Raw genomic sequence first — 25,321 nt, forward strand, 5'->3', positions numbered from 1 at the left:
GCGCGGCTCAGCGCAGCCGCCGCCCGGGCGAGTTCGGCCGAATGACGGTCATCTCTTCGTGCTGCACTTCGTTCTCATCGTTCAGCACCGCGCGCCAAAGCCTGTTGCCGAGGCGGAGCGACACCCGCTTGGTGCCCTCGTGTTCGCCGGTGCCGATCTCCACGGTGCTGGCGACGGAGCCATGCCGCATGTGGCGGCGGAGATCGGCCAATGACAGGCCAAACCGCTCGGCGAGTTCGGATGAATCGAGGATAAAGTCCCCATTTGCGTCGCGTTCGATCAGCACCGCTATTCTCCGCCTATATCAGGCTCAGGCCACGGCCGAGATGGCGGCGCTGTCGTTGGGCAGCAGCCGCGCCACGGCGCTCAGGAGATCCGTCTGCGATATCAGGCCGAGGATCCGGTAATCGTCATCGACGATGATGACGGCATGCGTGCGCCCGTCCGTCAGAACGGGCAAAAGCGAAAGTGCGGCATCCGAAGACCTTGCCACCGGCGGTCTCGAGATCGCGGCCGAGATCGTATCGGCGCTCGTCGACAATTCCCTCAAGCCGACGGTGCCGATGAGACGGCCCTCCGGGTCCTTTACCGGCAGCGTGCGGATATTGTGCTTCAGGAGCAGATGCCGTGCGGCTTCCGGCTCGGAAGCTTCGCCGACGGCGATCACATCGCGTGACATGATATCGGCACAGCTGATTTTGGCGTTCGAGCGGATGGTCGCCTGCAGCTCGACCTGCTGCAACAGCCGGCTCAGATCGGCCCGATCGATATCGAAGGTTTCGTCGAGCGCTTCGAGAGCCGCGTCGACATCCTCCTCGCGGAAACCGACCCGGGCGGCAGACGGCAGGTCGACGGTCTGATGGGTATTCTCAGCGGGCTTGGGAACGACATGCGGATAGTTTCGTCTGGAAAGCTTGTGGAACAACAGGCCGAGGCCGACGAGGAGGCAGGAATTCAGCGCGACCGGCACGAAGGGAAAGAGGAAGCCCCAGCCGGCCACGACGGGACCGCCGAGGACGGCGGTCAGCGCCGCAGCCCCTCCCGGCGGATGAAGGCATCGCGTGAAAGACATCGCGCCGATCGCAAGCGACACGCCGACGCCGGTCGCGATGATCGGGTCACGGATGAAATAGGAGGCGATGATGCCCATCATCGCGGAAATGGTGTTGCCGCCGATAATCGACCACGGCTGCGCGAGCGGACTTGCGGGCACAGCGAAGAGAAGCACGGCGGAAGCGCCCATCGGCGCGACGATCAAGGGAAGATGCGGCCCCTGCCCGAAAAGATAACCGCTGATGACGCCGGTGAGGCCGATCGCCATCAAGGCGCCGAGGCATGCGATCAATCGCTCCCGTAAAGTTGCTCCGGCCAGGATCGGCGAAAACAAGCGGAAGCGGCGGAAGCGGCTCGGTCCCACCTTCGGGGAAACGGGATACTGCATGACAAGACCAATGTTGAGGGAAGTTATCGGGCGGAGAGCGGGGAAGGCGGGCGGTTAATTCGTCGACAGCCTGATCTCTCTGCCTTTCATCGCACTCAGGACTTCGTGGAGGCGGACAATTCTCTATATAAAAACCATTTCCGCCACTCAAGTCGTATTGCGACATAATTTGGACTGCCCCAACGAAGTGGGACTTGGTTGCCGAAAAAAGGATCGCAACGCCGAGTAAATAGCCATGCAGGCCGCGACATTGCCTCTGCCGCTGACGATTCCGGGCCTTGCGGCTGGCATGGGGCTTGCATCGACATTCCCATCTGCAGATCGATCGGCGACCGCCCCATGTTGCATCTTGTCTTGACCTGTCTTCTCCTGAGCGTGGCTTCAGGCCTCAGCATGCGGCGTTTTCTTCTGCCCTATTTTCCGGGCGGCGATCTCGCCGAGAAGTCAGCTCCGGTGACGGTTGTCGCCAGCGCCGTCTTTCTGGGGACGATTGCCTTCACCGTCTCCGATCAGAATCTCTGGGCAAAATCCGTCATCCTGATGCTCGGCCTCTTGCTGGCTGCCACCTTTGACGATGCGAGGCCGAGGCTGACGATCGCCCTTTCCGCCGTCAGCCTGGCGGCCTATCTCGGGCTGCGCTCGATCGGTTGAGCCATCCGGGCCAGCGGCCAAGAACGACGCCTATCGTGCGGCATCGAAGCTCCGGTCGAGGTGCTGCATCCAGAGACGAAAATCATTCGCCAGCAGGGCCACGTCATAGGCCCACTCCGCTCGCAAAAGCGCCCAGCGGCTCACATCGCCATCATCAAGCAGGACGCGAAGCCTTTGCCTGAGATTTTCAAACACCTCGTCAGCGGGATAAGGCGCGGGATGATGGAGTTTCGAATGCAATCGATTTATCACGGAGTTCGCTCCTCATTGATGAACATCCAATAATATATCGTACTACGATATAATTTCAATGCACCGTGAGCCGGTATCCGTCACCCCGGAGTTTGAAGCGCGTGGAAATCCCTGGTTTGCCGAGAGCAGGCCGCCTCAGGAGGCCAGGGGCATCGACCGGCCGGCCGCCTGCGTCCTGCCGCCATCGGCGACAGCGGTCTGGAAGTACGAGATACTTTCGTTCAAGACTTCCACCTGTTGGCGGAGCCTATGAATTTCCGCGGTGTTTTCCTCCACCATGGCGGCGTTGTGCTGGGTGATGTGCTCGACGTCGCGAACGGCGTTGTTGACCTCCTCGATGCCCTTGGACTGCGTGGTCGTCGAGGACGAGATGACCTGCACGAGCCCGTTGATCGAGGTGAAGTGCTCCATGATCGCCGACAGAGCCTCGCCGGTCTCCTCGACGAGCTTGACGCCGGCGCCGACCTGCGATGCGCTGTTGGAGATGAGCCCCTTGATCTCGCGGGCGGCGGTGGCGCAACGCTGCGCAAGCTCGCGAACCTCCTGGGCGACGACGGCAAAACCTCTGCCGGCCTCTCCCGCACGGGCGGCTTCCACACCCGCATTGAGCGCGAGAAGATTGGTCTGGAAAGCGATCTCGTCGATCACGCCGATGATGCTGGTAACCTTCTCCGACGACCGGTTGATCGCGCCCATGGCATCGACGGCCTTGGCGACGACGGCAGCGGAATGCTCCGCCTGGCGGTAGGCTTCGGCGACCGAGCGCGACGTCTGGTTCGCGTTTTCGGCCGTCGCCCGCACGCTGACGGTGAGTTCGCCGAGCACGCGCGAGCTGTCTTCAAGTGCCGCTGCCTGTTGCTCCGTGCGGCGCGCCAGATCGTCGGCCGCGCCCGAGAGGTTGGTGCTGCCCTCGGCGATCTCGTAGGTCGTGTTGCGAACCTCGGCGAGCGTTAGGCGCAGCGCATCGATGGCGTGATTGTAGGTCCGCGCCATCGCGACATACTCGGCGGCGAGATCCTCGCTCATCTCGGCGGCGAGATTGCCATTGGCAAGCTTGCCGAGCATATCGGACAGGGCGCTTAGAGCCTCGCTCTGTTCGGCCTCGATGCGCGCCTGCTCGGCCGCGCGGCGGGCCTGCTCCCGTTCGTCGCGCGTCCTGTTTGCCTCGGCGACCTCTTCCAGCCTGGTCTTCTCCAGCGCCTGATCGCGGAAGACGGTGACGGAGCGGATCATGTCGCCGATCTCGTCGCCGCGCTTGCCGTCGCCGATCGGCACGTTGAGATCGCCGTCGGCAAGTCTCATCATGGTTTGGGTGATCCGCTTCAGCGGCCCGCGCAACGTTTCGATCAGCATGAGGCCGCCGATGATCGCAAGCACGGTGCCCGCGATCATCGCCGAGAGCGACATCGTGGCCGAGCGCTGGCTGATTTCCCTGCCGCTCTCCTGCGCCGTGCTGACAAACTGCTCGAGCGTATGGCTTGCCGACGCCACAAGCTCGGTCGCCGTTTCTCTGTTCTTCTGCCACCGGTCCGCGATCGATATCAGAAGCGAGCTATCCTTTTCGATTGAGGCCAGGGACGGCTCGATCTTCTTTGCAAGTTCCTGCAAGGCGGCATTTTTCCCGCTCAAGGGTACGAGTTGTGCGGCGCTTTCGCGCAGCGCCTTGAGATCGGCGAGAACGGCATCCCGCGCTTCGGCATCGACCCGCCTGTTCAGCTCACTCAGGTGCAGGCGCAGATCGTCGATCGATTTGAATGCGGTATTGACGATCGTCACCATCGAGCGAAGCGTGGCGATGTTCGCGTCCATGCCGACATAGCGCTCGATCGCGATATCGGCATTGCCGGAGGCGAGCTTTCCGAACTTCTCCTCAAAGCCCTGCAGATCCTGGTCGACGGGAGCATAGCTCTCGAGCGTCAGGTTGGCGCTGTCCTTGGCCGTCGCGGCGAGCTTATCCAATACCGGCTTCAGCGCGGCAATCTGGCTTTGGGCCTTGTCGGAGGCGAGTGCGGCGCTCGCGCCGATCTCCTTGACGAGTGGGGGCAAGAGGCTGCCGAGAGCGCCGGCGATATCCGCTGGCGCAGTTGCCTGCGCGGTCGCCTTGCGCAACTTTGTTATGCGCTGCCCAATATTCTTGTAGGCTGAGGCATCGAGAAGCAGCGCCCGAACGAAGGCTTCCTTCCCGTTCGCCTGATCCTGGAGAACGTCGAGCTGCTTGCGGGCGGTCTGGCTTTCCTTGAAAAGCTGCGCCACGGCGTCGTCGATCTCGTGTTCGGTATTCGCCCGCTCCTGCGATATCGCCCAGAGCGCGTCGGCGCCGCCCTGCATCTTGCCGCCAAGTTCGCGCACCGCGGAGATCTGCTGCTTCTGCGCGGGATCGGAGAGCATGGCATCGAGCGTTGCTGCGCCCTTTTCCTGATCGGAAATGCCAGCGATCAGCCGATCGCGCGTGGCTGACGTCGGAAGGTCGGTAAAGGCCGTCAGCGCCGACCGTAGTTGCTGGAAGCTGGAAAGCGTGTCGATTGTCTGCCGCGTCAGCGTCATCTGGCCTTTGAGCGTGCCGGCGGTGAAATAGCCGAAAAGGCCGATACCGGCGATGAGCACAACCAGGGGCACCACGAAGAAGAGAACCTTCGTCACAATCCGCATGCGCTGCAACAGTCGATCAATGAATGCCATAAAATATCCCCGCCCCAGGAATGGTCACGCCTGATCGCGCGACGATAGCCGCAACTGCTAAAAAAATGGTCAATAGTGTCGAGTTCGTTTAGAGCCGTTGGAGATGTGGTCGAGGGCCCATCCGGCTTCATCCTCGGCCTTGTGCCGACGATCTGCTCCATATCGACCGGGCGCAGATGCTCGGGGCACAAGCCCGAGCATGCCGAAGGAGAAGTCGGCAGGCAGTGCCCGTGGCCCGGAGGAACGCTGTCTGCGCCCTCGACCTGTCTCGTTCAGCCGATGGCCATGAGGCTCGCATTGCCGCCGGCGGCCGCCGTGTTGATCGATGTCGACACCTCCTCCAGCAGCCAGTTGAGGCAATAGGTCTCGAGGTCGCTCGCCAGTTCCTCGGCGGTCGCGGCCTGGACCAGCAGAAGCGGGCCGGGAAGCGCGGCGATCTTCCGGTTGACGGCAAGAACCCTGTCGCGATCCCCTTCGACGAGCGCACCCGAGAACGGCCCGTCCTTTTCCCAATCCGAGGTCCAGGAAACGCGGCCGGCGACAGCGGCAGGCAGGTTCGCCAGCGCCGACTTCGATATGGAGCCCGCGTCGATGACGACATGGTTGCCCGTGGAAAGGGCGGCGGCGATCTGCCGATAGAGCCCGCTTTCCGTCTGCGGCACGAGAAGAATGCGGCCGCGAGGGTGGAGCGCATAGAGATTGCGCTCGCCGACGGGGCCGGCGAGTTCGCGTTCGAGGCCGAGCGCCGAGCGGTTCGCATAGCCGCGGGCCGCTTCGCCCTCACCCGGCAGGCCCTTCTTGTCGAGCCAGATGATATAGTCGCGCAGGGCAAGGTCGGTATGAACGGAATCCTGCTGCGGCGGCACCGGGGCGCGTTGCACCAGTCGGCCGATATAGAGCGGACCGCCGGCCTTCGGGCCGGTTCCCGACAGGCCACGGCCACCGAAAGGCTGGACGCCGACGACCGCACCGATGATGTTGCGGTTGACGTAAAGATTGCCGGCCTTGATGCGGCTCGTCACATGCGCGATCGTTTCGTCGAGCCGGGTGTGAAGCCCGAATGTCAGGCCGTAACCCGAGGCGTTGATGTCATCGATGAGGCGGTCGAGACCGTTTCGCTTGAAGCGGACGACATGCAGCACCGGCCCGAAGACTTCCTTCGTCAGGTCGGACAGCGATTTGATCTCGATGATCGTCGGCGGAACGAAGGTTCCCGCCGCGGCACTTTCCGGCAGCGGCAGTTGCTCCACCTTGCGGCCGGCGCCGCGCATCGCTTCGATATGCTGGTCGATCTCCGCCTTCGCGCCGTCGTTGATGACAGGGCCGACATCGATGCTGAGGCGATCCGTGCGGCCGATCGTCAGCTCACGGAAAGCGCCCTTCAGCATGGCAAGCGTCCTGTCGGCGACGTCGTCCTGCAGGCAGAGAACGCGCAGCGCCGAGCAGCGCTGGCCGGCGCTGTCGAAGGCCGAGGTCACGACGTCGGCCACGACCTGTTCGGCCAAGGCGGAGGAATCGACGATCATGCCGTTCTGGCCGCCGGTTTCGGCAATCAGCGGGATCGGTTTGCCGGTCGCCGACAGGCGTTCGGCAAGCTGCGCCTGGATCATGCGGGCAACCTCAGTCGAGCCGGTAAACATGACGCCCGCGGTTTCCTGGGCTCCGACCATGCCGGCGCCGAGGCGGCCGCTGCCGGGCACGAACTGCAGCGCGCCGACCGGCACACCGGCCTCATGGAGGATCTTGACGCTCTCGGAGGCGATGATCGGCGTAACGCCGGCCGGTTTCGCCAGCACAGGATTGCCGGCCACGAGTGCCGCGGCAACCTGGCCGGTGAAGATCGCCAGCGGGAAATTCCACGGGCTGATGCAGACGATCGGGCCGAGCGGCAAATGCGACGGCCCGAGGGTCTTGCGGGCCTGATCGGCGTAATAACGTAGGAAGTCAACCGCCTCGCGCACTTCGCCGACCGCATTGGCCGCGGACTTGCCGGCTTCGCGCATGACGATGCCCATCAGCACCTTGATGCGGGCCTGCATGATATCGGCCGCCCGATCGAGGCAGGCGGCGCGCTCTGCCGGCGGCACGGCGGCCCATTGCGGCGCATATTCGGCCGCCATCGCAACGACACGGGCAGCCTCCTCGACCTTGAGTTCAGTGACCGTGCCGACGACATCGCGGTGATCGGCGGGATTGAGGACGTCGCGCGTCACACCGTCCGTCGAACCGTCGGCAAGAAGCGGAAGCGCATGCCACGGGGCTGAGGCCGTGGAGGCGAGCGCCTCTGCCAAGTTAGAAAGCGTGGTTTCGCTCGAGAGATCAAGGCCGCTCGAATTGGCGCGGGCGCTGCCGTAAAGGGCCTTGGGTGCCGCGATCTGCACATGCGGCGCGCCGACGACGGGCATGGCCCCGACGGTCTCGGCCGGATCGGCGATCAGCGCCTCGACCGAAACATTCGGATCGGAGATGCGGTGCACGAAGGAGGAATTGGCGCCGTTTTCGAGCAGGCGGCGGACGAGATAGGCAAGCAGCGTCTCATGTGTTCCGACAGGTGCATAGATTCTGCAGGGCCGGTCGAGCTTCTCCTTGCCGACGACCTCGTCATAAAGCGGTTCGCCCATTCCATGCAGGCACTGGAATTCATATTTGCCGACGGCGAAATCGGGGCCTGCCAGATGATAGATCGTGGCGAGCGTCTGCGCATTGTGGGTGGCGAATTGCGGGAAGACGGCATCGGCGGCGGCCAGCAGCTTGCGAGCGCAAGCGATATAGGCAACGTCGGTATAGATCTTGCGGGTATAGACCGGATAGTCGTCGAGACCGTCGAGCTGGGCGCGCTTGATCTCGGCATCCCAATAGGCGCCCTTGACGAGGCGCACCATCATCCGGCGCCCGGAGCGGCGCGCGAGATCGATGATGTAGTCGAGCACGAAGGGGCAGCGCTTGCCATAGGCCTGGACGACGAAGCCGAGCCCGTTCCAGCCGGCAATCTCGGGGGCAAAGCAGAGTTCTTCGAGGAGATCGAGCGAAAGCTCCAGCCGGTCGGCTTCCTCGGCATCGATGTTGAGGCCGATATCGTAGGACTTGGCGAGAGCGGCGAGCGCCTTGACCTTCGGCAGCAGTTCTCCCATCACCCGGCCGGCCTGCGACCTGACATAACGGGGGTGCAGGGCCGAAAGCTTGATCGAGATACCCGGGCCGTCATAGATGCCGCGCCCGTCCGCTGCTTTGCCGATGGCGTGGATCGCCTTTTCATAGTCCTTGAAATAACGCTCGGCGTCTGCGGCGGTCGTCGCCGCCTCGCCCAGCATGTCGTAGGAATAGCGGAAGCCCCGCGCTTCGAGCGGGCGGGCGCGTTTCAGCGCCTCCTCGATCGTTTCGCCGGTGACGAACTGCTCGCCCATCATGCGCATCGCCATATCGACGCCGCGGCGGATGACCGGCTCGCCGGCGCGCGCGATCAGCCGTGTCAGCGCCGCCGACAGGCTGCGGTCGTTGACTGTCGAAGTGAGTTTGCCAGTGACGACGAGGCCCCACGTGGCGGCGTTGACGAACATGGATTTGCCGCCGCCGATATGCGAGGTCCAGTTGCCCTCGGCGATCTTGTCGCGGATCAGCGCGTCACGGGTGTCCGTGTCTGGAATGCGCAACAGCGCTTCCGCAAGGCACATCAGCGCCACGCCTTCCTGGCTGGAAAGCGAATATTCCTGCACCAACCCCTCGACACCGGTGCCCTTGTGCTTGGCGCGCAACGCCTCGATCAGGGTACGGGCGGTGCTGCGGATGTCGTAGCGCTTCGCCTCGGAAACGCGCGCGGCCGCAACGAGGGGCGGCAGGCATTCGGTCTCCGGGCGGCGATAGGCGGCCGTGATCGCCTGGCGAAGTTCCGATTGCGGGCGGATCGGCGGTGCAAAGGCCGAGAACGGCGCGCCGTTGGAATTGGATGGCGTGGTGTCGAGCGCTGCGTTCAGCATGGAGGTCCCTATCAATCGATCTCTGGTTTAACGGATGAATGAGACGCCGGGTTCATCGTTCCAGCTAGCATCATCCGTGACGGCTGGGCCGGAATATTCCGTCTCGCGAAGCGGGCGCGCCGGCTTGTCGCGTTTGACGGTCAGCGCTGCCGCCACGGCCCTGATCGCTACCGGCCGGTAGTGGGCGATGAGGTCCGGCTTCTCGTCGTCATCCTGTTTTTCCCTGCCCATGCATGACCCCATTTTGCGTGTGGCGCCGATGCGATCCTGACGATGCGTCAAGCGCCTGCGCCCTCCATCCCATTGTCGACGCATAAGGTATCACAGATCGCGGACCGCGATCTCACTTGATTTTCACCATTTTCAACCTGTATGAACTTATTAAATTGCATTCGAGAGTTAAAATGGCCAACGAACCGGACATCTTTAGTGAATTGGACCAGTTCGACAGAAAGATCCTCGCGGCGCTCGCCGAGGATGGCAGGCTGTCGATCACCGATCTGGCCGCGCGCGTCGGGCTCTCGAAGACGCCCTGTCAGCTTCGCTTCAAGCGGCTGATCAGCGAAGGCTATATCGAAGGCTTCAGGGCCGTCCTCAATCCGGCGAAAATGCAGCTCGACCACATCGCTTTCGTCGAGGTGAAGCTCTCCGACACCCGCGAGGATGCGCTGAGAAGCTTCAACGAGGCCATCAAGAAGATCAGGGAGGTCGAAGAATGCCACATGATCGCCGGCAGGTTCGACTATCTCCTGAAAATCCGCACCCGCGACATCGGCCGCTACCGCCGCGTGCTGGGCGAACGCATCTCCACACTGCCCCACGTTGCCAACACCTCGACGAACGTCGCGATGGAGACGATCAAGGAAGGCTGGGACAAGTTCGGTTCAAGTCTTTCGTGATGTGATGCAGTTCAGCCGCCTCTCGCCTTCCGGCCGCGTGCGCTCGGCTTCACCGGCACGCTTTTGCCATACTCGTTCCACCATGCCGTCAAAGCTTCCATCGTGGGGCCGAGGCCCCGCGCTTTTTGCGTGATCTCATATTCGACGCGCGGAGGAACCTCCGCAAAGATGGTGCGGGATACCAGACCGTCCGCTTCGAGTTCGCGAAGTTGCGCCGTCAGCATGTGTTGGGTGATGCCGGGAATAGCCTTTCTCAATTCGCCGAACCGATAGATCCGCTGATTGAGCAGCCACATGATTTCCAGCTTCCATTTGCCGGAAAGCAGCGCGAAGGCCCGCCGCATCTCTTCATGCATATTGACTTCTTCTTCGGCCATAGTCTGCTTTTCCATACTAACAGCAAGTAAATCATCCTACTTGCAAATATAGATATTAGACGACATTTCTCTGCATGCACAGGGAAGCGCGGGAAAAGCGCCCCTCGAAACAAACGACAGACTCGACGAGAGGAATGTTGCTGCGTGGGCAGCGACAGGGATGAACTCATGCCTGAATATTATGTGTACTGGATCAGCACGGCACTTCTGTCCGCGCTCTATCTCGCCTCGGCCACCATCTATGTCACCAAGCGAGACTGGGTTCGTCAGGTTCTGGCGGAACTCGGATACAAGGCTTCCTATCTCATTCCATTCATGATCGTCATCAAGGTTCTCGGCCCGGTCGCGATCCTTTCACGCGTCAGCATGCCGCTCAGCGATCTCGCCTATGCCGGCATCTTCTTCCACCTGCTGCTCTCGGGCCTCGCACATATCGGCGTTCGCAAACCCGCCGGCGCCCTGCCCGCGGCGATCGGCCTGGCGCTGCTCGTCACCTCGTTCATGACGCAGAACGACGCCCGCATGGTCCCCTCCCCCTACGTTCAAGCCGCCATGCGCTGACGTCCGATAACCTAACCCAACCAAGGAGATAGAAATGGGTCGACTCAATGGAAAAATTGCCATCGTCACCGGCGCAAGCCGCGGCATTGGCCGCGCCACTGCAAAGCTCTTTGCCGCCGAAGGCGCGAAGGTCGCAATTCTCTCGCGCACATCAGAAGGCGTCGAACGTGTCGTCGCAGAGATCGTCGAAGCGGGCGGCGCAGCACTCGGTGTCATCTGCGACGTCGGAGAGACCGACCGGATCACGGCCGCGGTGGACCAGGTTGTGGCCGCATATGGCCGCATCGACATTCTCGTGAATAATGCTTTCGATGGTTCCGCGGTCTCGTCTTCGGTTATCGACCTCTCGGTCGAGCAGCTGCAACGGAACTTCGACACCGGGCCGATCGCCTATTTGAGCTTCATGCAGGCTTGCTATCCTCATCTAAGGGAAAGCGGAGAAGGCCGGATCATCAACTTCGGCTCGATGGCGGCCACCAGCGGACTGGCCGGTTATGGCCCTTACAACATGGCCAAGGAAGCCGTGCGCGCGCTGACCCGCACGGCGGCACGCGAATGGGGCGCCGACAAGATCACCGTGAACAACGTCCTGCCGATCGCCGATACCTGGGGCGCTGCCGAAAAGGAGGTTCCTCCGCCCGCGAATGCACTCGCTCGTTTCGGCTCGCCGGAAGAGGACATTGCGCCGGTGGTGCTGTTCCTTGCCAGCAAGGATTCGCAGTTCATCACCGGCTACAGCCTTACTCCCGACGGCGGCGCCATCATCGACAGCGCTCGGTAGCAGTCGGCGAAGGAGGGCGCAGCGTATTGCGCCCCTCAGGACTATCGATGCCGATAGCGGAAGGCTTCGACGAAGGCGGAGAAGGCAGGAGATGGATGGCGCCGGCTCGGGTAATAGAGATGATACCCTTGGAACGTCGGCGCCCAGTCTGCGAGCACTTCCTGCAGTTGACCGCTGTCGAAATATTGCCGAACGAGATCCCGCGGCACATAGGATAGACCCGCACCATCGAGAGCGGCATTGATCGCCGGTCCGATGTTGCTCATCACCAGTTGGCCCTCCACGCGAACGCTGAACTCGCGACCGTCCTTTTCGAATTCCCAGGCGTAGAGCGCCCCTGAACTGGGAAGCCGCAGGTTGACGCAATTGTGGTCCGTCAGGTCGTGCGGGGTCGATGGCGTGATGCGGCCCGTAAAATATCCCGGCGATCCCACGACGGCATAGGAGACGTCGGGACCAATGCGAACGGCCACCATGTCGCGCGCGATCGCTTCGCCGAGCCGTACGCCGGCATCGAACTGGCGTTCGACGATATTGGTGAAACCGTTGTCGATGATAAGTTCCACGGTGATATCCGGATAATCACGCAGAAATGCCGGCAGCCTTGGACGGAACACCAGGTCCACGGCATCGTCGGGACACACGACCCGGATATGGCCCGAGGGTTTGTCGCGCAGTGCGCTGATGGCGCTGACCTCGGCTGCGATGCCTTCGAAATGAGGTTGAATGCTTTCCACGAGGCGCGCGCCGGCTGCCGTCGGCGCCACATCACGCGTCGTGCGGGAAAGAAGGCGGACGCCGAGCCGTGCTTCGAGCGCGCTGATCGTGTGGCTGAGCGCCGAGCGCGTGACGCCAAGTTTCGATGCGGCGCGCGTAAAACTCCGCTCGCGAGCCACCTCCAGAAACGCACGCATTTCGGTGAACTCGTCCCGCCGCATTGTTGAATCTCCTTCATCACGGCATTCAGATTATAGCTTCTAGTCGTGCAAAACCAGTCCAGCTATCTCTCTTGCAACGGACAGGAGACCATGCATGAGCATCGAGCTGACATTGAATGAGACCGCGCTCAGAGAAGGCGCGGCGACGCGGTGGAGTGCGGTGACCTGTCTCTCACTTCTGACTTTCCTTCTGGTCGGGCTGGAATTTCTCCCGGTGAGCCTTCTGACCCCGATCGCCGGGGATCTTTCGGTATCGGAGGGGCAGGCCGGACTGGCGATCACCGTGTCCGGTGCCTTCGCGGTTGCCACCAGCCTTTTCGGCAATGCAATCCTGACGGAGATCGACCGGAAGACCATCGTCTTCCTCTATACGGCGGTCCTGGCTGCTTCGAGCCTGGCGGTTGCGCTGGCACCCGACTTCCCAGTCTTTCTCATTGGACGATCCCTGGTCGGCGTTTCGATCGGCGGCTTCTGGTCGCTATCGACAGCTATACTGGCACGCCTGGCTTCGAGCCGTGACCTGCCCAAGGCCATAGCCCTGCTTCAGGGCGGCACCGCATTCGCGCTCGTCCTTGCTGCGCCGCTCGGCAGTTTTCTCGGCGGGTTGATCGGATGGCGCGCCACTTTCCTGATCACTGTGCCGATCGGAATTGCGGGGCTCGCGTGGCAACTGGTCGTCCTGCCGAGCATGCCCGCAACGGCCACTGTCTCGGTCGCCAGAATATTCGGTTTGCTGCGCAATCGCAGATTCGCGATCGGAATGGCGGCGACCGGTCTCGCCTTCATCGGCCAGAACGCGTTGTCTATCTACCTTCGCCCATTCCTCGAAGGCGTCACGGGACTGGAATTGAATAATCTGTCCATGGTGCTTCTCGGCCTTGGCGTCGGCGGTGTCGCCGGAACCTCCGTCATCGGCTTCGTCGCCCGCCGTCACCTCCTCCTCGTTCTTGTCGGATTGCCGGCTGCTCTTGCGATCCTTGCCCTGTTGCTGATCGCTCTCGGGCCGTTCGCGGCGGCAACCGCCTCTCTGCTCGTCATGTGGGGATTCTTCTCGACCCCGATTCCCGTCGCCTGGAACACCTGGATGGCAGCCATCGTCCCAGGCGAGCTGGAAGCTGCAGGGGGACTGCAAGTGGCGCTGATCCAGTTCGCCATTGCAGGCGGCGCTTTTGCCGGCGGCATGCTGTTCGACACTGCGGGATGGTGGAGCACCTTCCTGCTGGCCGCCTGCCTTCTCGCAGGTTCGGCTGTTCTCGCCGCCCTGGCGGGCCGCCGTGCCTGAACCTTCCGAAACCTCAAAACAGGAGATCGTCATGTCTCAAGGAATCGAAAACAAAGTCGTCGTCATCACCGGCGCAAGCAGCGGGCTTGGCGAAGCCACGGCGCGTCACCTCGCCGAGCGCGGCGCCTCGGTCGTCCTCGGCGCGCGCAGAGCCGACCGCATCGCTCTGCTGGCCGAGGAACTGATAGCCAAGGGCTACAAGGCCAAGGCAGTCCAGACCGACGTCACGGAGCAACGTCAGGTCAAGAACCTCGTCGACACGGCCGTCAACTCGTTCGGTCGTATCGACGTGATGCTGAACAATGCCGGCCTGATGCCGCTTGCGCCGCTCGAACGGCTCAAAGTCGACGAGTGGGATCGCATGATCGACGTGAACATCAAGGGCGTGCTCTACGGGATCGCGGCAGCGCTCCCCCACATGAAGGCACAGAAATCCGGACACATCATCAACGTGTCCTCCGTCTACGGCCACGTGGTCGATCCGGGTGCCGCCGTTTATTGCGCGACGAAATTCGCCGTGCGCGCGCTTTCGGAAGGGCTGCGGAAGGAAGTGAAGCCTTACAACATCCGCACCACGATCATTTCACCTGGCGCGGTCAGCACCGAACTCCTCGAGCACATCAGCGAAAAGGACATCCAGGCGGGCACGAAGGAATTCGTCAGCAAGATCGCCGTCAGCGCTGACACATTCGCCCGGACGGTCGCCTTCGCGATCAACGAGCCTGATGACATCGACATCAACGAAATCCTGTTCCGGCCCACGGCCCAACCCGTCTAATGCAAGCGGGCACGCGCCCCGCAGATCGGTCGCCAGCGGACGTGCGGCCTATTGCGGTCTTTGAATTTCACAATAGACAATGCTGCGGTTTGAGCCGGACCAGACAGACACCTTCATATCCGCCCCAGCCACACTTTCATTGGCGATCAAGCCCATCTCTCGTTCTGATCGCAACAGCAGCGCCCAGTTCATAAATGTCTCCATATAGCCATCGACATCCGTCTCCGGAGAGAAGTTGGCGAATAGGAATGTGCCGCCAGGCTTAAGCATGCGGACGCACTTCCTGGTCAGTTTTACGGCCACCGCGTCCGGCAAATAGTCATAGAGACCCGCGGCATAGACGAAATCAAACATTCCCAGCGCATGTCTTCCGCCGATCAGAGACTTGACCGAACCGCTCACCGCCTCGACGGACGTGCCGGCGAAATCGCGGGCTACGGTTCCAACGCTCATCGGGTCTTGATCCAAAGCCACCCAGCGTTTGATCGCGCCGACGCCGAGGGCGCGCGACAAAGGCCCCTCACGAAGATGCCCGGCCGCGATGGCGAGGACTTCGGTGGAACCAGGCCGAGCCGAAGCAATTTCGTCAACGCGGCGAGCCAGAATGTCTCGACGCTCCCTTACCGCTAGGGATGACGAAGCATTTTGAGTGTAGGCGTAGATCGAACGTCCCAAGTTGCTGGCTGACAAGACGGCGTCCTCAATCTCAGGTCTGCCGTAGATGAAGTCGAGAAGGCGTGCGTCGCCAGAATAGCCGCGCGGCTTTTCGAACGACCACCGGGTCAACGGATCTTGATGAAGATAATGAGCAACTGGATGAGATTGCGCGATCGGAACGATGACGTCCCACACCTCCGGATGAAAGCGCCGCCGCATCTGATGCAAGGCGTCGGTAAGACGCTCGATTATCGCATTAGGCTCGACGCCGGACTTGAACTGACGCATCGACACCTCAAGGCTAAGGGCAATCTCGGCTCTGGCAACGACAAGGTCACCGGGATCTGGAGCAGCAGCCCTCCTTGCCGCCCGACGAATTTCACCCGGCGCAACAAGACTTACACCGTCCAAGACCAGGCTTTGTGCCATTTCGAGATCCCTTTGACATGGCATTAAGCATAATCAACCTCGAAATAGGATGCGACTAGAATCTACACGGGATAAGGGTATTTCTACTATTGCGAGTTAGATGCTACCCCTCTAACAAAGCTAAGCAATAAGACAAACCGGTTGCAGATTGCCGAACGCGATCTTGGAGGGCGCCGAAGTATGGCTTACTTTTCAACTTGCTTTAGATGGCTGTCAGACCGGTATTGTTGCATCATCGCGGCTTACGCTAATGTCCAACGCGACGGATCAGCTGCCAGCTTTTCATTCGCCGAGGCCCTTAAATCTCTGAAAACTGAAAATGATGCTGTCCGAAGGCGGAGCTCACGGCATGGTCTTTGGATGGCGGTCGCCGTTTATGTGGCCTTCGCACTTCCCGACCGATGGCTGATCCCCGATGTTGCCCCTGTGACGATCGCCGCGCGATTCGTCGTTGCAACGATCGCTCTGCTGGTTTTCGAAACCTTGCGACTGGCAAATGCGAAAACCGTCTGGTTTGACATCACATGTGCCGCTGCACTGCTTGTGGGCTATGTGGGCTGGCTTTACCCGGCGATTGCCACCCGCGACGTCACCGCCATGTCATACTACATGATATTCGGCGCCATCTTCATGATGGGCGCCAACCTCTTTTTCAGTTTCCCGTTTCGGCTTTCGGTGCTCACCTCAAGCCTCGTTCTATGCGTATTTTTCGTTACGATTGAGGAATTTTTTCCTTCAAGCCAGACCTACAAGCTTGCCTTCGGGTTGTTCTACATTTCGTGCTTTGTCTTCACGTCTTTCGTCAATTGGCGATTGAACGTGGAGCGTCGAAACGTGTTGCTGAACGCGGCGGAGGCTCGCCACCAGCACTGGGAAGCGTCCGAGCGGGGAAGGTCACTGCTCGAGCTTTCACATACTGACTACCTGACAGGCATAAGCAACAGACGCGCGCTGGATCGACGACTTGATGAATGCTGGGCCGCATGGAAAGACGAACGCCGCGACTTCTCCGTGTTCCTCATCGACGTCGACTTTTTCAAACGCTTCAATGATCGCTACGGACATCAGGAAGGAGACCGATGCCTGACTGTCATCGCCAACGCGCTGAAGGCGGTTGTAGAGGCGTCCGATGGCATGATCGGCAGGTATGGCGGCGAGGAGTTTATCGTGGTCATGCCGGCAGCCCTGCCCAAGGTCGCGATGACTCTCGCCGAGAAGATCAGAATGGAAGTCGAGTCTCTTGCGATAGCTCACGACGAGCGACCAGATGATATGTCGACCGTAACCGTCAGCATCGGCGTCGCCTTCACTCGTGAGAAACTTGGAGAGAAAGTTGAACGAATAGTGCGTGAAGCCGACCTCGCTCTCTACAATGCCAAAGCAAGTGGCCGAAACTGCATTCGTAGTTTTGATCCGTTGTTGCCTCGCCCCGACGACCATGCTGGCAAACTCGTCCCGCTGCTGGCGGCCGCCATCGATCGCAAACTGGTCTCGCTGGTATACCAGCCGATCTTCGACCTGACGAACGAGAAAGCAAGAGCTGTCGAGGCGTTGATGCGTCTTAGGATGCCGGACGGCACTGCGGTTTCGCCGAAGACGTTCATTCCGGTTGCCGAACGAAGTGGCGCTATCCTCGAACTGGGCAGGTGGGCGATCGAGACGGCATGCCGTGATATACTCATGACCGATCGCATGGCTACCGTCAGCGTCAACGTGTCGCCAATACAACTGCGTTCCTCCGGCTTTGCTGCCAGTGTCGCTGATATCCTTGCTCGGTGCGGTGTCTGCGGGTCGCGACTAGCCTTAGAAGTCACCGAGGGCCTGGACATGGATATGCAGTCGGAGGTGCTTAAATGCATTGGCGATCTGCGGGCACTCGGCGTCGAGATCTGGCTTGACGACTTCGGCTGCGGCTTCGCGGGCCTCTCTTGGCTGAGGGCAATCGAGTTTCAGACGGTCAAGGTCGATAGAACCTTCCTGCACGACTGCTCGAACCCACGCGGCTTGACGATGCTTCAGGACATGATTGCTCTTATCCGCAATCGTGGAAATACGATCCTGGTCGAAGGCGTCGAAACGGCAGCACAATTTTCCCTTCTCAAGGATCTGCGCATCGACCGCGTCCAGGGCTTTCATATGGGAATGCCGGTCAGCGCTGAACTCCTTAACGCGGCATAACTCGACCTCAAGGTTTCCAGATGGCTCAGCACGTCGCCGATGATCGATGTGCGGCGGCCGATTTCCGGCCTGTCAGATCAGTTCGCCTTCGTTCCCAAACGCGTCCACCGAACGGCAACTGTGGGGTTGGATTTGTGATTATGGCGTCTGGTCACCCGTGCAGTGACGCCGTCAGCCAGGCAGCGGCGAGGTTGCGCGCGTTGCTACGCTTGGCCTTGACGGGCACGATCACGTTATAGCGGCCTTCGGCGGCAAGCTCGCTACTGTCTGCCTGCACCAGGGTTCCGTCCTCCAAAAAGGTGCCTATCAGCATGCGCCATCCCAAGGCGATCCCCTGGCCTGCGCGCGCGGCGGCGATGGTTTCGGTATAATGGTTGAAGCGAAGCAACGGTTTGACCTCGATATTGGCGCCGGTCAGCGAAAACCATTGCGACCAGCTATACCAGGAACGGTCGAGAACGTCCGTTTCGATGAATTCGTCGGCGGGGCTAAGCGACCCATGTCCGCGACGCTTGAGATAGTCGGGGGAGCAGACGGGAGTAATGACGTCGCCGCACGAGGCGATCACGGTTCCATCGCTGAAGGGCGGCATGCCGTAGCGGATGGCGACGTCGATCTCTCCGTCGTCGAGAGCAATCGCGCTGTCCTGCGAGATCACCCGCACCAGAATGCCGGGATTGGCGCGACGGAATTCGGCAAGCCGCGGCAGCAGCCAGAAGGACGAGAAGGCGACGGTCGCCCCGATCGTCACCACGTCCTGGCCGCGCGACTGGATCGCTTCCACGCTCTCGGCAATATCGGCAAAGCTCCTGGCGAGCGTGGCTCCGAGGCTGACGCAGGCGGCGGTCGGCTCGATCGCCCGGTGCTTGCGCAGGAACAGCGGCTGGCCGAGTTCTTCCTCCAGAGCGGCGATCTGCCGGCTGACCGCAGCCTGGGTGACGCCGAGTTCGCCTGCGGCAAGCGTGAAGCTCTTCCGGCGCAGCACCGCTTCCAGAGTCACTAATGCGGTGAGCGAGGGGAGCCGTTTTCGAAACTGCATTCGAACTCCTTTTCGCATGACAAAATATTATGCGAGCGTAATTTTTTATGCCGTTGAAAGCCCGTAACTGCAAGAGCAATCTAGGGAAACTCTCACATAAGAGGTTCTCATGCTAAACAAGCTTCCGTCTTCCATTTCAGCCCTTCTCGACGCCCGTGCCGACGGCCATTCCCTGCCGGCCGGCCTATACACCAGGGAAGACGTGTTCGAAGCTGATATCGACGTCTTCTTCCACAAGCACTGGATCTGCGTCGGCCTCGACTGTGACGTTCCCGAGCCAGGCGATGCGACTGTCATCGATATCGGCAAGACGAGCCTGATCCTCCTGCGCGACGACGACGGCGAGATCCGCGTCCTGCACAATGTCTGCCGCCATCGCGGCTCCCGCCTTCTCGATCCCGGCAAGACGATCGTCTCCAAGCTCGTCTGCCCCTATCACACCTGGACCTATGAACTGACGGGAGAGCTGAGCTACGCTCCCCACATGGGCAAGGACTTCGACAAGGACTGTCGCGGTCTGAAGCCCGTCACCTTCAAATCGATCGGCGGACTGATCTATGTGTGCCTTTCCGACAATCCGCCCGAAGACATCGACGTCCTCGAGCAGACCGTGGTGGAGCGCCTCGCGCCCTATGACATCAGGAACGCCAGGATCGCTCACCAGACCGACGTCATCGAGGACGGCAACTGGAAGCTGACGATGGAGAACAATCGCGAATGCTACCATTGCTCCGCGAACCATCCGGAACTCTGCGTCTCCTTCGTCGATCTCGACTTCGGCTTCGACCCGGAAACGTTGAGCCCCGAGGATCGTGAGCAGGCCGAAGAGCATTTCCGGCTTTATGAAGAGCGGACCAAGGCGTGGGAAGCCGACGGCTTTCCCTCGGCTGCCGTCGAACAACTCGCCGACTGCGCCACCAACTTCCGCACGCAGCGGCTGATCATCGCAGGCGCCGGCGAATCCCAGACCCATGACGCCACCGCCGCATCGTCGAAGCTGCTCGGCCACATGACCCGCAAGGATCTCGGCGACACGCATCTCTGGGGCCACAACAGCTGGAACCACTTCATGGGCGACCATGCCGTGGTCGCGACCGTCATTCCCCTGTCGGCCGGCAAGACGCTGGTCCGCACCAAGTGGCTTGTGCACAAGGACGCCGTCGAAGGGATCGACTACGATCTCGACAAGCTGACGGATGTTTGGATCGCGACGACGGATCAGGATGCAGACCTTGTCGCCCGTTCGCATGCCGGCACGCTTGATCTCGCTTATCAGCCAGGCCCCTATTCCCGTTTCTCCGAGACGAACCTCGACAAGTTCGCCACCTGGTACATCGATCGGATGCGCGCCCATGGATACTAGGAGCCCGCAGCCCTTGCCCGGGAAGGCCGCCCTCGCCGACCTCTGGAATCCCGAGGAAGACGACGCGCTCGTCTGCCTCGACGTCCAACAGGAGACCCATGACGTCAAGACCTTCACCTTCGCCTCGCGCGCGGGCAAGCGCTTCGCGTTCAAGGCCGGACAATATTTTCTGTTCGACCTCGAACACAATGGCGAGGCCGAAAGCCGATGCTACAGCATCTCCTCCTCGCCGCATCGCACCAACGCCTTCTCCGTGACGGTGAAGCGCGTTCCCGGCGGCAAAATCTCCAACTGGCTTCACGACACGCTGGTCGCGGGGGCATCGGTCAAGGCCAACGGCCCGCTCGGCCATTTCGTGCGATCCGGCACGGGCCAGAAGCTGCTGCTGCTCTCGGGCGGCTCCGGCATCACCCCGGTCATGTCCATTCTGCGTGAACTCGCCGACAGCTGCGAACCCGCCGATGTCGTCTTCATGCACGCCGCCCGCACGCCGCTGGATCTGATCTTCCGCGACGAGCTCGCCTGCATCGCCCGCAGGCTGAAAGGCCTTCGGCTGCACTTTCTGCCTGAGACCGTCGCGGGCGAGGCATCCTGGCCGGGTCTGACCGGCCGCATTTCGGCGGAGTATATGCGGCTTGCGGTTCCCGATATCGCCGAGCGCACCGTGATGTGCTGCGGCCCGGCTCCGTTCATGGCGGCGGCGCGCCGCATCGCCGGGGACCTCGGCGTGCCCGCCTCGCACTATGTGGAAGAGAGCTTCGACGCCGCTGTCATCGACGAGCCGGAGATTCCAGCGGCTCAGGACGCGGCCACCAAGGTGTTTCAGGTCAGCTTCTCCAAGCAGGCCCGCAGCATCGAGGTATCGAGCGATCAGAGCGTGCTTTCCTGCGCCAAGAAAGCGGGCGTCAGAATACCATCCTCCTGCGCGAACGGCGTCTGCGGCACCTGCAAGTCGAAGCTGACGTCGGGCACGGTCGACATGAACCACAATGGCGGCATCCGCCAGAGGGAAATCGACGCCGGCTTGTTCCTGCCCTGCTGCTCGAAGCCGCTCAGCGATCTCGTCATCGAGCGCTGAGCGACGGCAACTTCGCCTTGTTACAGACCGGAGGGAACCGTTCGGATGCTGCGAGACGAAAGCGATTCCGTCGAGTATCTGAATGGTCTTCCCGCTCAGTGCGCTCTCGAAGCCGCACGATGCTGCGAGGGTGTTTGCCCGAACGTGCGCTTGAACGTCCTCGTGAATTGCGAGGCGTTTTCGAAGCCGACATCGAGCGCGATCTCGATCAGCGGCGCCTTCGACTGGGCAAGGATCGACTTTGCCCGCTCCATGCGAACACGATTATAGGCCTTGGCCGGAGACATGCCCGTCTTCTCGATGAAGATCCTCTCCAGCTGCCGCCTGGAGAGCCCGACCATGGCGGCGAGCTTCTCGATCGGCATGCTGCCATCGACGAACTGTTCCATCGTGATCATCGCCGCCTTGACGCGGGCATCGTCGTAATCATCGTAGAGCGGACGCCGGGGCTGGATGTCGGCCGGGGCGCGGGCCTTCTCGATCTGCAGCACTTCAAGCGCGTTTCGTTCGGCATCGCGGCTGATGTATTTCCGGACGAGCAATGCCGCCATATCGGCGCTGCTGCTGCCGCCGGCGCAGGATCCGCGCTGGCGGTCGAGATTGAAGAGCCGGTCGGAACGGACGTTGAGATCGGGGAAGCGCTCGCGGAATTCCTTGTAGTGCAGCCAGCTCACGCAGGATTCATGCCGCTTCATCAGGCCCGCCGCGGCAAGGATGAACGTGCCGGTGCAGACGCCGATCAGCGGCACCTTCTTGGCATCCGCCTGCTTGAGGAAGGCGATAGTCTGCTGGTCGACGGGGTTCTCCACCGTCAAAAGCCCGCCGACGACGGCGATATAGTCGAACCGCGTGGGATCGACGAAGTCGGACGTCGGAGCGACCTGGACGCCGCAACTGGAGGTGATCAGATGCCGTGTGCTGCCGATCACCTGCCAATCGGCAAGCACCCTTCCGGAACGATCCTGTTCATCGCTGGCAAGCCGCAACGTATCGACGAAGAGCGCGAAGGCCGACAGCGTGAATGACCGCGACAGAACGAACCCTACCTTGAGCCGAGCGACGGGCTTGCCGGCGCCGTCTCCCTGCCGATGCTGCTCCGGTCGCATATCAGTCTCCCCGCCACTTCCTGCAGCGCCGTGCGTCTTTCGGACGCGTAAGGGACGCTGCAACATTTTTTTCAATCCTCGCATCGCGCTTTCCGGCAAGCGATTCCGATTTTTACAGGCCGATGCGCTGAGCCTGCAAACACGCTTATCAGATCTGGAAACCGTGCGCCAGCGGATCACGGTCGTCAACAAAAATGGTGTTGTGACCGATGACGCGCGCCCAGCCTCCGATGCTCGGAAGAATGCCGCGATAGCTGCCGATCTCAGCCTCCGCTTCGACCCGGCCTTCGAAGATGGTTCCGATCAGGCTTTCGTGACGATAGCTCGACCCAACGGCAAGCCGTCCCTTGCCATGAAGCTGGGCCATGCGCGCCGATGTGCCGGTGCCCCCCGGCGAGCGATCGATCGCCTTGTCGCCATAGAAGACGGCGCAGCGCCCGTCCGAGACGTCGTTCACAGGACGGTCGCACCAGATCACGTGATGCACGCCGGATATCCTGGGATCGTCGGGATGGACGGGATTGCAGACTGGGGCAAGTGCCTCCCGGAGCTTCTGGCTATAGCCGACGATATCGGATGCGCTCATGCCGTCGAGCCCGGCCCAGTTCTCCTGCGGTTCGACGACAGCATAATAGTTGCCACCGTAGGAAATATCGACGCGCAGGCGGCCAGTCCCGGGCACATCCACCTCGACATCGGCTTCATGGAGATAGCTCGCGACATTGTGGAGACGAACGGAATCGACATAGCCGTCCTTCTCTTCATAGGTGACGTCGACCCTGCCCGCCGGCGTTTCGATGGCGACCCTTCCGGGCTCACACGGCTTGATCAGTCCTTCCTCGATTGCTGAGGTCACGGTGCCGATGGTGCCGGCGCCGCACATCGGCAGGCAGCCGCTCACCTCGATGAAAAGCACGGCGAAATCGCAATCCTGCCGGTAGGCGGGATAGATGATCGAGCCGGACATGATGTCATGCCCTCGCGGTTCGAACATCAGCGCCTTGCGCACCCAGTCATGGTCGCGCAGGAATATCTCCCGGCGCTCGCCGATCGGTGCATGCGGCAGCAAGGGACCGCCGCCGGCGACGAGACGGACGGGATTGCCGCAGGTATGCGCGTCGATGCAGAAGAAGCTCTTTCTCATTCCACCATGTCCTTGCTCATCTCGACTTCGGCAGCCGGTCGCGGTCGAGCAGGCCACGGGACAGCCGGTCGAGCAGGAGGGCGACCGCGACAATCGCGAGGCCTGCTCTCAGGCCGAGCCCCATTTCCATGCGCGTCAGGCCGCGGGTCACTTCCGCGCCGAGACCGCCCGCACCGACAAGGCCGGCCAGGACGACCATGGCGAGCGACAGAAGAATGCACTGGTTGAGCCCGACGAGCAGCGTCTGCTTGGCGAGCGGAATTTCGATTTTCCAGAGTATCGAGCGCGGCGGCGCGCCAATGGCGTTGCCAAGCTCGACGAATACGGCAGGCACCTGATTGAAGGCGAGCGTGGTGAGGCGCAGCATCGGCGGAATGCCGTAGACGATGGTGGCAATGATCGCCGGTACCCGTCCCAGGCTGAAGATCATCACCGCCGGAATGAGGTAAACCCATGGCGGCACGGTCTGCATCACGTCGAGAACCGGACGGACGATCGCCTCCAGCGTCTTGTAGCGCGAGCAGAGCACGCCGATCGGGAAGGCGATGAGCACGGAGATCATCACGGCGACGGTCACCAGCGAAAGCGTCTGCATCGATGCCGTCCACAGCCCGACAAGAACGCAGAAGCCGAGGCAAAGGCCGGCGAGGATGGCGGCGCGCAGGCTGACGGCGAAAAACGCCAGAACGACGACGATCGCGATAAGCGCATAGGGCGGCATGAGGAGGAGTGCGGCCTCGATTGCCGAAAGCACCGCTTCGACCACGGCGCTGATCGCCGCAAACAACGGGTGAAGATTGGTATTGAGCCAGTCGACCGCCGGGGCGAGGAAAGTACCAGGCGAAAACTGCAGGACCGAAAAGTTCATGACTTCCTCCCTGTTCCCAGGCGAGCCGCGCTCTGGGTTATCCGGTCGAGCACCATGGTCAATACCACAATGGCGATCGCTCCGTTGATCGAGGTCGCGATGTCTAGCGTCCTGATCGCGCCGTAGATCGTCTCGCCAAGCCCGCCGGAACCGACGATGCCGGCGATGACGACCATGCCGAAAGCCATCATCAGGCTCTGGTTGATGCCTGCCATGATGCTCGGCAGCGCAAAGGGAAGACGTATCTTGAAGAACATCTTCGCCGGCGTCATGCCGAGCGCCTCTCCGAGTTCGATGAACTCCCTGGGCGTCATCCGGATGCCGAGGGAGGTCAGGCGGATTGCCGGCGGGATGGCGACGATCACGGTTGCGATCATTGCGGTGGCCGGTCCGTAGCCGAGCACGGCGATCGCCGGCAGCAGGTAGATATAGGGCGGCAGCGTCTGAATCAGGTCGAGACCCGGCTCCATGAAACGGTCGAGACCGGTCAAGAAGCCGGCGGCAATGCCGATCGGGATGCCGATCGCCAGAGCGAGCGAGGTCGCGGTCAGGACCAATGCGAGCGTGCTCATCGTTTCCGGCCAGAGCCCCATGGAAAAGCAGAGCGCCAATGCGATACCGGCGAGCGCGCCAAACCAGACGTTGACCAGCCGCCAGCCGATGAGCGCCACGATCACGGCGATCACGTAGAAGGGCGGAAGCTGCAGGAGCCAAAGGATCCCGTCGTAGAGCCCTTCGAGAACCTGCCTGATATAGTCGAAGAGGAACTCGCCATTATCGCTCACCCATTCGAGCGCCGAGTCCGTCCATTGGTCGAAAAGATCGGTGAAGGCTGAAGTATCCATG

General features: G+C 61.6%; 23 protein-coding genes. 9 read left to right on the plus strand and 14 right to left on the minus strand.

Annotation, left to right across the window (positions count from 1 at the left end; genetic code table 11):
• Positions 1-7: 7 nt before the first annotated feature.
• Positions 8-286: a DUF6522 family protein gene (locus NE852_RS29515; protein ID WP_008532222.1), complete on the minus strand. Its 279-nt coding sequence runs from the start codon at positions 284-286 to the stop codon at positions 8-10.
• Between the two features lie 24 nt (positions 287-310).
• Positions 311-1,441, minus strand: a complete 1,131-nt coding sequence (locus NE852_RS29520; protein WP_037173826.1) for an HPP family protein — start codon at positions 1,439-1,441, stop codon at positions 311-313.
• 339 nt (positions 1,442-1,780) lie between these two features.
• On the opposite strand from NE852_RS29520, the gene NE852_RS29525 reads away from it, so the two are divergent.
• Entirely contained in the window at positions 1,781-2,092 is a 312-nt protein-coding gene (locus NE852_RS29525; RefSeq protein ID WP_008532219.1) for a hypothetical protein, read from the plus strand.
• Between the two features lie 30 nt (positions 2,093-2,122).
• Here NE852_RS29525 and NE852_RS29530 read toward each other — a convergent pair whose 3' ends face one another.
• The 4 genes from NE852_RS29530 to NE852_RS29545 all read right to left on the minus strand — a co-directional run bounded on the left by NE852_RS29530 (position 2,123) and on the right by NE852_RS29545 (position 9,228).
• Positions 2,123-2,344, minus strand: coding sequence for a hypothetical protein (locus NE852_RS29530; protein WP_037173822.1), 222 nt, complete (start codon positions 2,342-2,344; stop codon positions 2,123-2,125).
• 135 nt (positions 2,345-2,479) lie between these two features.
• Positions 2,480-5,023: a methyl-accepting chemotaxis protein gene (locus NE852_RS29535; protein WP_008532216.1), complete on the minus strand. Its 2,544-nt coding sequence runs from the start codon at positions 5,021-5,023 to the stop codon at positions 2,480-2,482.
• 272 nt (positions 5,024-5,295) lie between these two features.
• The gene (gene putA / locus NE852_RS29540) at positions 5,296-8,997 is read right to left on the minus strand and encodes a trifunctional transcriptional regulator/proline dehydrogenase/L-glutamate gamma-semialdehyde dehydrogenase (protein ID WP_258157165.1); all 3,702 of its coding nucleotides are present in this window, start codon (positions 8,995-8,997) and stop codon (positions 5,296-5,298) included.
• A gap of 27 nt (positions 8,998-9,024) precedes the next feature.
• Entirely contained in the window at positions 9,025-9,228 is a 204-nt protein-coding gene (locus NE852_RS29545) for a hypothetical protein (RefSeq protein ID WP_008532209.1), read from the minus strand.
• A gap of 173 nt (positions 9,229-9,401) precedes the next feature.
• On the opposite strand from NE852_RS29545, the gene NE852_RS29550 reads away from it, so the two are divergent.
• Complete coding sequence (locus tag NE852_RS29550; protein ID WP_008532207.1) at positions 9,402-9,896, plus strand: Lrp/AsnC family transcriptional regulator; 495 nt, start codon at positions 9,402-9,404, stop codon at positions 9,894-9,896.
• An 11-nt stretch (positions 9,897-9,907) separates the two neighbouring features.
• Here NE852_RS29550 and NE852_RS29555 read toward each other — a convergent pair whose 3' ends face one another.
• Positions 9,908-10,288, minus strand: coding sequence for a helix-turn-helix domain-containing protein (locus NE852_RS29555; protein WP_037173813.1), 381 nt, complete (start codon positions 10,286-10,288; stop codon positions 9,908-9,910).
• Between the two features lie 153 nt (positions 10,289-10,441).
• On the opposite strand from NE852_RS29555, the gene NE852_RS29560 reads away from it, so the two are divergent.
• Both NE852_RS29560 and NE852_RS29565 read left to right on the plus strand, forming a co-directional pair.
• Positions 10,442-10,834 (plus strand): DoxX family protein, encoded by a 393-nt coding sequence (locus NE852_RS29560; RefSeq protein WP_037173810.1) that lies wholly within the window; start codon positions 10,442-10,444, stop codon positions 10,832-10,834.
• Positions 10,835-10,868: 34 nt separating this feature from the next.
• Positions 10,869-11,615, plus strand: a complete 747-nt coding sequence (locus NE852_RS29565) for an SDR family NAD(P)-dependent oxidoreductase (protein ID WP_008532204.1) — start codon at positions 10,869-10,871, stop codon at positions 11,613-11,615.
• A 41-nt stretch (positions 11,616-11,656) separates the two neighbouring features.
• Here the strand turns inward: NE852_RS29565 and NE852_RS29570 are convergent, their stop codons facing one another.
• Entirely contained in the window at positions 11,657-12,553 is an 897-nt protein-coding gene (locus NE852_RS29570; protein ID WP_008532203.1) for a LysR family transcriptional regulator, read from the minus strand.
• A 94-nt stretch (positions 12,554-12,647) separates the two neighbouring features.
• Here NE852_RS29570 and NE852_RS29575 point away from each other — a divergent pair, with 94 nt between their 5' ends.
• The gene (locus NE852_RS29575; protein WP_008532202.1) at positions 12,648-13,835 is read left to right on the plus strand and encodes an MFS transporter; all 1,188 of its coding nucleotides are present in this window, start codon (positions 12,648-12,650) and stop codon (positions 13,833-13,835) included.
• Positions 13,836-13,866: 31 nt separating this feature from the next.
• Positions 13,867-14,613: an SDR family oxidoreductase gene (locus NE852_RS29580; protein WP_008532200.1), complete on the plus strand. Its 747-nt coding sequence runs from the start codon at positions 13,867-13,869 to the stop codon at positions 14,611-14,613.
• Between the two features lie 48 nt (positions 14,614-14,661).
• On the opposite strand, the gene NE852_RS29585 is transcribed toward NE852_RS29580, so the two are convergent.
• The gene (locus NE852_RS29585; protein ID WP_008532198.1) at positions 14,662-15,699 is read right to left on the minus strand and encodes a class I SAM-dependent methyltransferase; all 1,038 of its coding nucleotides are present in this window, start codon (positions 15,697-15,699) and stop codon (positions 14,662-14,664) included.
• Between the two features lie 180 nt (positions 15,700-15,879).
• On the opposite strand from NE852_RS29585, the gene NE852_RS29590 reads away from it, so the two are divergent.
• A complete protein-coding gene (locus NE852_RS29590) occupies positions 15,880-17,877 on the plus strand; it encodes a bifunctional diguanylate cyclase/phosphodiesterase (RefSeq protein WP_037173808.1) in 1,998 nt (665 codons plus the stop codon).
• Positions 17,878-18,028: 151 nt separating this feature from the next.
• On the opposite strand, the gene NE852_RS29595 is transcribed toward NE852_RS29590, so the two are convergent.
• Positions 18,029-18,916 (minus strand): LysR substrate-binding domain-containing protein, encoded by an 888-nt coding sequence (locus tag NE852_RS29595; RefSeq protein ID WP_037173806.1) that lies wholly within the window; start codon positions 18,914-18,916, stop codon positions 18,029-18,031.
• A 109-nt stretch (positions 18,917-19,025) separates the two neighbouring features.
• On the opposite strand from NE852_RS29595, the gene NE852_RS29600 reads away from it, so the two are divergent.
• Positions 19,026-20,279: an aromatic ring-hydroxylating dioxygenase subunit alpha gene (locus tag NE852_RS29600; protein WP_258157166.1), complete on the plus strand. Its 1,254-nt coding sequence runs from the start codon at positions 19,026-19,028 to the stop codon at positions 20,277-20,279.
• A complete protein-coding gene (locus NE852_RS29605; protein ID WP_037173798.1) occupies positions 20,269-21,357 on the plus strand; it encodes a hybrid-cluster NAD(P)-dependent oxidoreductase in 1,089 nt (362 codons plus the stop codon). Before NE852_RS29600 ends, NE852_RS29605 begins: the two co-directional genes overlap by 11 nt.
• A gap of 95 nt (positions 21,358-21,452) precedes the next feature.
• On the opposite strand, the gene NE852_RS29610 is transcribed toward NE852_RS29605, so the two are convergent.
• From NE852_RS29610 to NE852_RS29625, 4 genes are all read right to left on the minus strand, one after another.
• Positions 21,453-22,463 (minus strand): GlxA family transcriptional regulator, encoded by a 1,011-nt coding sequence (locus NE852_RS29610; RefSeq protein ID WP_008532187.1) that lies wholly within the window; start codon positions 22,461-22,463, stop codon positions 21,453-21,455.
• Positions 22,464-22,611: 148 nt separating this feature from the next.
• Positions 22,612-23,607: a 4-hydroxyproline epimerase gene (locus NE852_RS29615; protein WP_258157167.1), complete on the minus strand. Its 996-nt coding sequence runs from the start codon at positions 23,605-23,607 to the stop codon at positions 22,612-22,614.
• Between the two features lie 16 nt (positions 23,608-23,623).
• Positions 23,624-24,475 carry a proline/glycine betaine ABC transporter permease gene (locus NE852_RS29620; RefSeq protein WP_008532185.1) on the minus strand — a complete coding sequence of 284 codons (852 nt, stop codon included), beginning with the start codon at positions 24,473-24,475 and terminating at the stop codon, positions 23,624-23,626.
• Positions 24,472-25,320, minus strand: a complete 849-nt coding sequence (locus NE852_RS29625) for a proline/glycine betaine ABC transporter permease (protein WP_008532184.1) — start codon at positions 25,318-25,320, stop codon at positions 24,472-24,474. Before NE852_RS29625 ends, NE852_RS29620 begins: the two co-directional genes overlap by 4 nt.
• Position 25,321: the final 1 nt, after the last annotated feature.

It is taken from the genome of Rhizobium sp. Pop5, from assembly GCF_024721175.1.
GTDB lineage: Bacteria > Pseudomonadota > Alphaproteobacteria > Rhizobiales > Rhizobiaceae > Rhizobium.

Coding starts and splice junctions, on each gene's coding strand:
- NE852_RS29520 (WP_037173826.1), bottom strand. CDS start 1,441: ATGCAGTATCCCGTTTCCCCGAAGGTGGGACCGAGCCGCTTCCGCCGC.
- NE852_RS29525 (WP_008532219.1), top strand. CDS start 1,781: ATGTTGCATCTTGTCTTGACCTGTCTTCTCCTGAGCGTGGCTTCAGGC.
- NE852_RS29535 (WP_008532216.1), bottom strand. CDS start 5,023: ATGGCATTCATTGATCGACTGTTGCAGCGCATGCGGATTGTGACGAAG.
- putA (WP_258157165.1), bottom strand. CDS start 8,997: ATGCTGAACGCAGCGCTCGACACCACGCCATCCAATTCCAACGGCGCG.
- NE852_RS29545 (WP_008532209.1), bottom strand. CDS start 9,228: ATGGGCAGGGAAAAACAGGATGACGACGAGAAGCCGGACCTCATCGCC.
- NE852_RS29550 (WP_008532207.1), top strand. CDS start 9,402: ATGGCCAACGAACCGGACATCTTTAGTGAATTGGACCAGTTCGACAGA.
- NE852_RS29555 (WP_037173813.1), bottom strand. CDS start 10,288: ATGGAAAAGCAGACTATGGCCGAAGAAGAAGTCAATATGCATGAAGAG.
- NE852_RS29560 (WP_037173810.1), top strand. CDS start 10,442: ATGCCTGAATATTATGTGTACTGGATCAGCACGGCACTTCTGTCCGCG.
- NE852_RS29565 (WP_008532204.1), top strand. CDS start 10,869: ATGGGTCGACTCAATGGAAAAATTGCCATCGTCACCGGCGCAAGCCGC.
- NE852_RS29570 (WP_008532203.1), bottom strand. CDS start 12,553: ATGCGGCGGGACGAGTTCACCGAAATGCGTGCGTTTCTGGAGGTGGCT.
- NE852_RS29575 (WP_008532202.1), top strand. CDS start 12,648: ATGAGCATCGAGCTGACATTGAATGAGACCGCGCTCAGAGAAGGCGCG.
- NE852_RS29580 (WP_008532200.1), top strand. CDS start 13,867: ATGTCTCAAGGAATCGAAAACAAAGTCGTCGTCATCACCGGCGCAAGC.
- NE852_RS29585 (WP_008532198.1), bottom strand. CDS start 15,699: ATGGCACAAAGCCTGGTCTTGGACGGTGTAAGTCTTGTTGCGCCGGGT.
- NE852_RS29590 (WP_037173808.1), top strand. CDS start 15,880: ATGGCTTACTTTTCAACTTGCTTTAGATGGCTGTCAGACCGGTATTGT.
- NE852_RS29595 (WP_037173806.1), bottom strand. CDS start 18,916: ATGCAGTTTCGAAAACGGCTCCCCTCGCTCACCGCATTAGTGACTCTG.
- NE852_RS29600 (WP_258157166.1), top strand. CDS start 19,026: ATGCTAAACAAGCTTCCGTCTTCCATTTCAGCCCTTCTCGACGCCCGT.
- NE852_RS29605 (WP_037173798.1), top strand. CDS start 20,269: ATGGATACTAGGAGCCCGCAGCCCTTGCCCGGGAAGGCCGCCCTCGCC.
- NE852_RS29610 (WP_008532187.1), bottom strand. CDS start 22,463: ATGCGACCGGAGCAGCATCGGCAGGGAGACGGCGCCGGCAAGCCCGTC.
- NE852_RS29615 (WP_258157167.1), bottom strand. CDS start 23,607: ATGAGAAAGAGCTTCTTCTGCATCGACGCGCATACCTGCGGCAATCCC.
- NE852_RS29620 (WP_008532185.1), bottom strand. CDS start 24,475: ATGAACTTTTCGGTCCTGCAGTTTTCGCCTGGTACTTTCCTCGCCCCG.
- NE852_RS29625 (WP_008532184.1), bottom strand. CDS start 25,320: ATGGATACTTCAGCCTTCACCGATCTTTTCGACCAATGGACGGACTCG.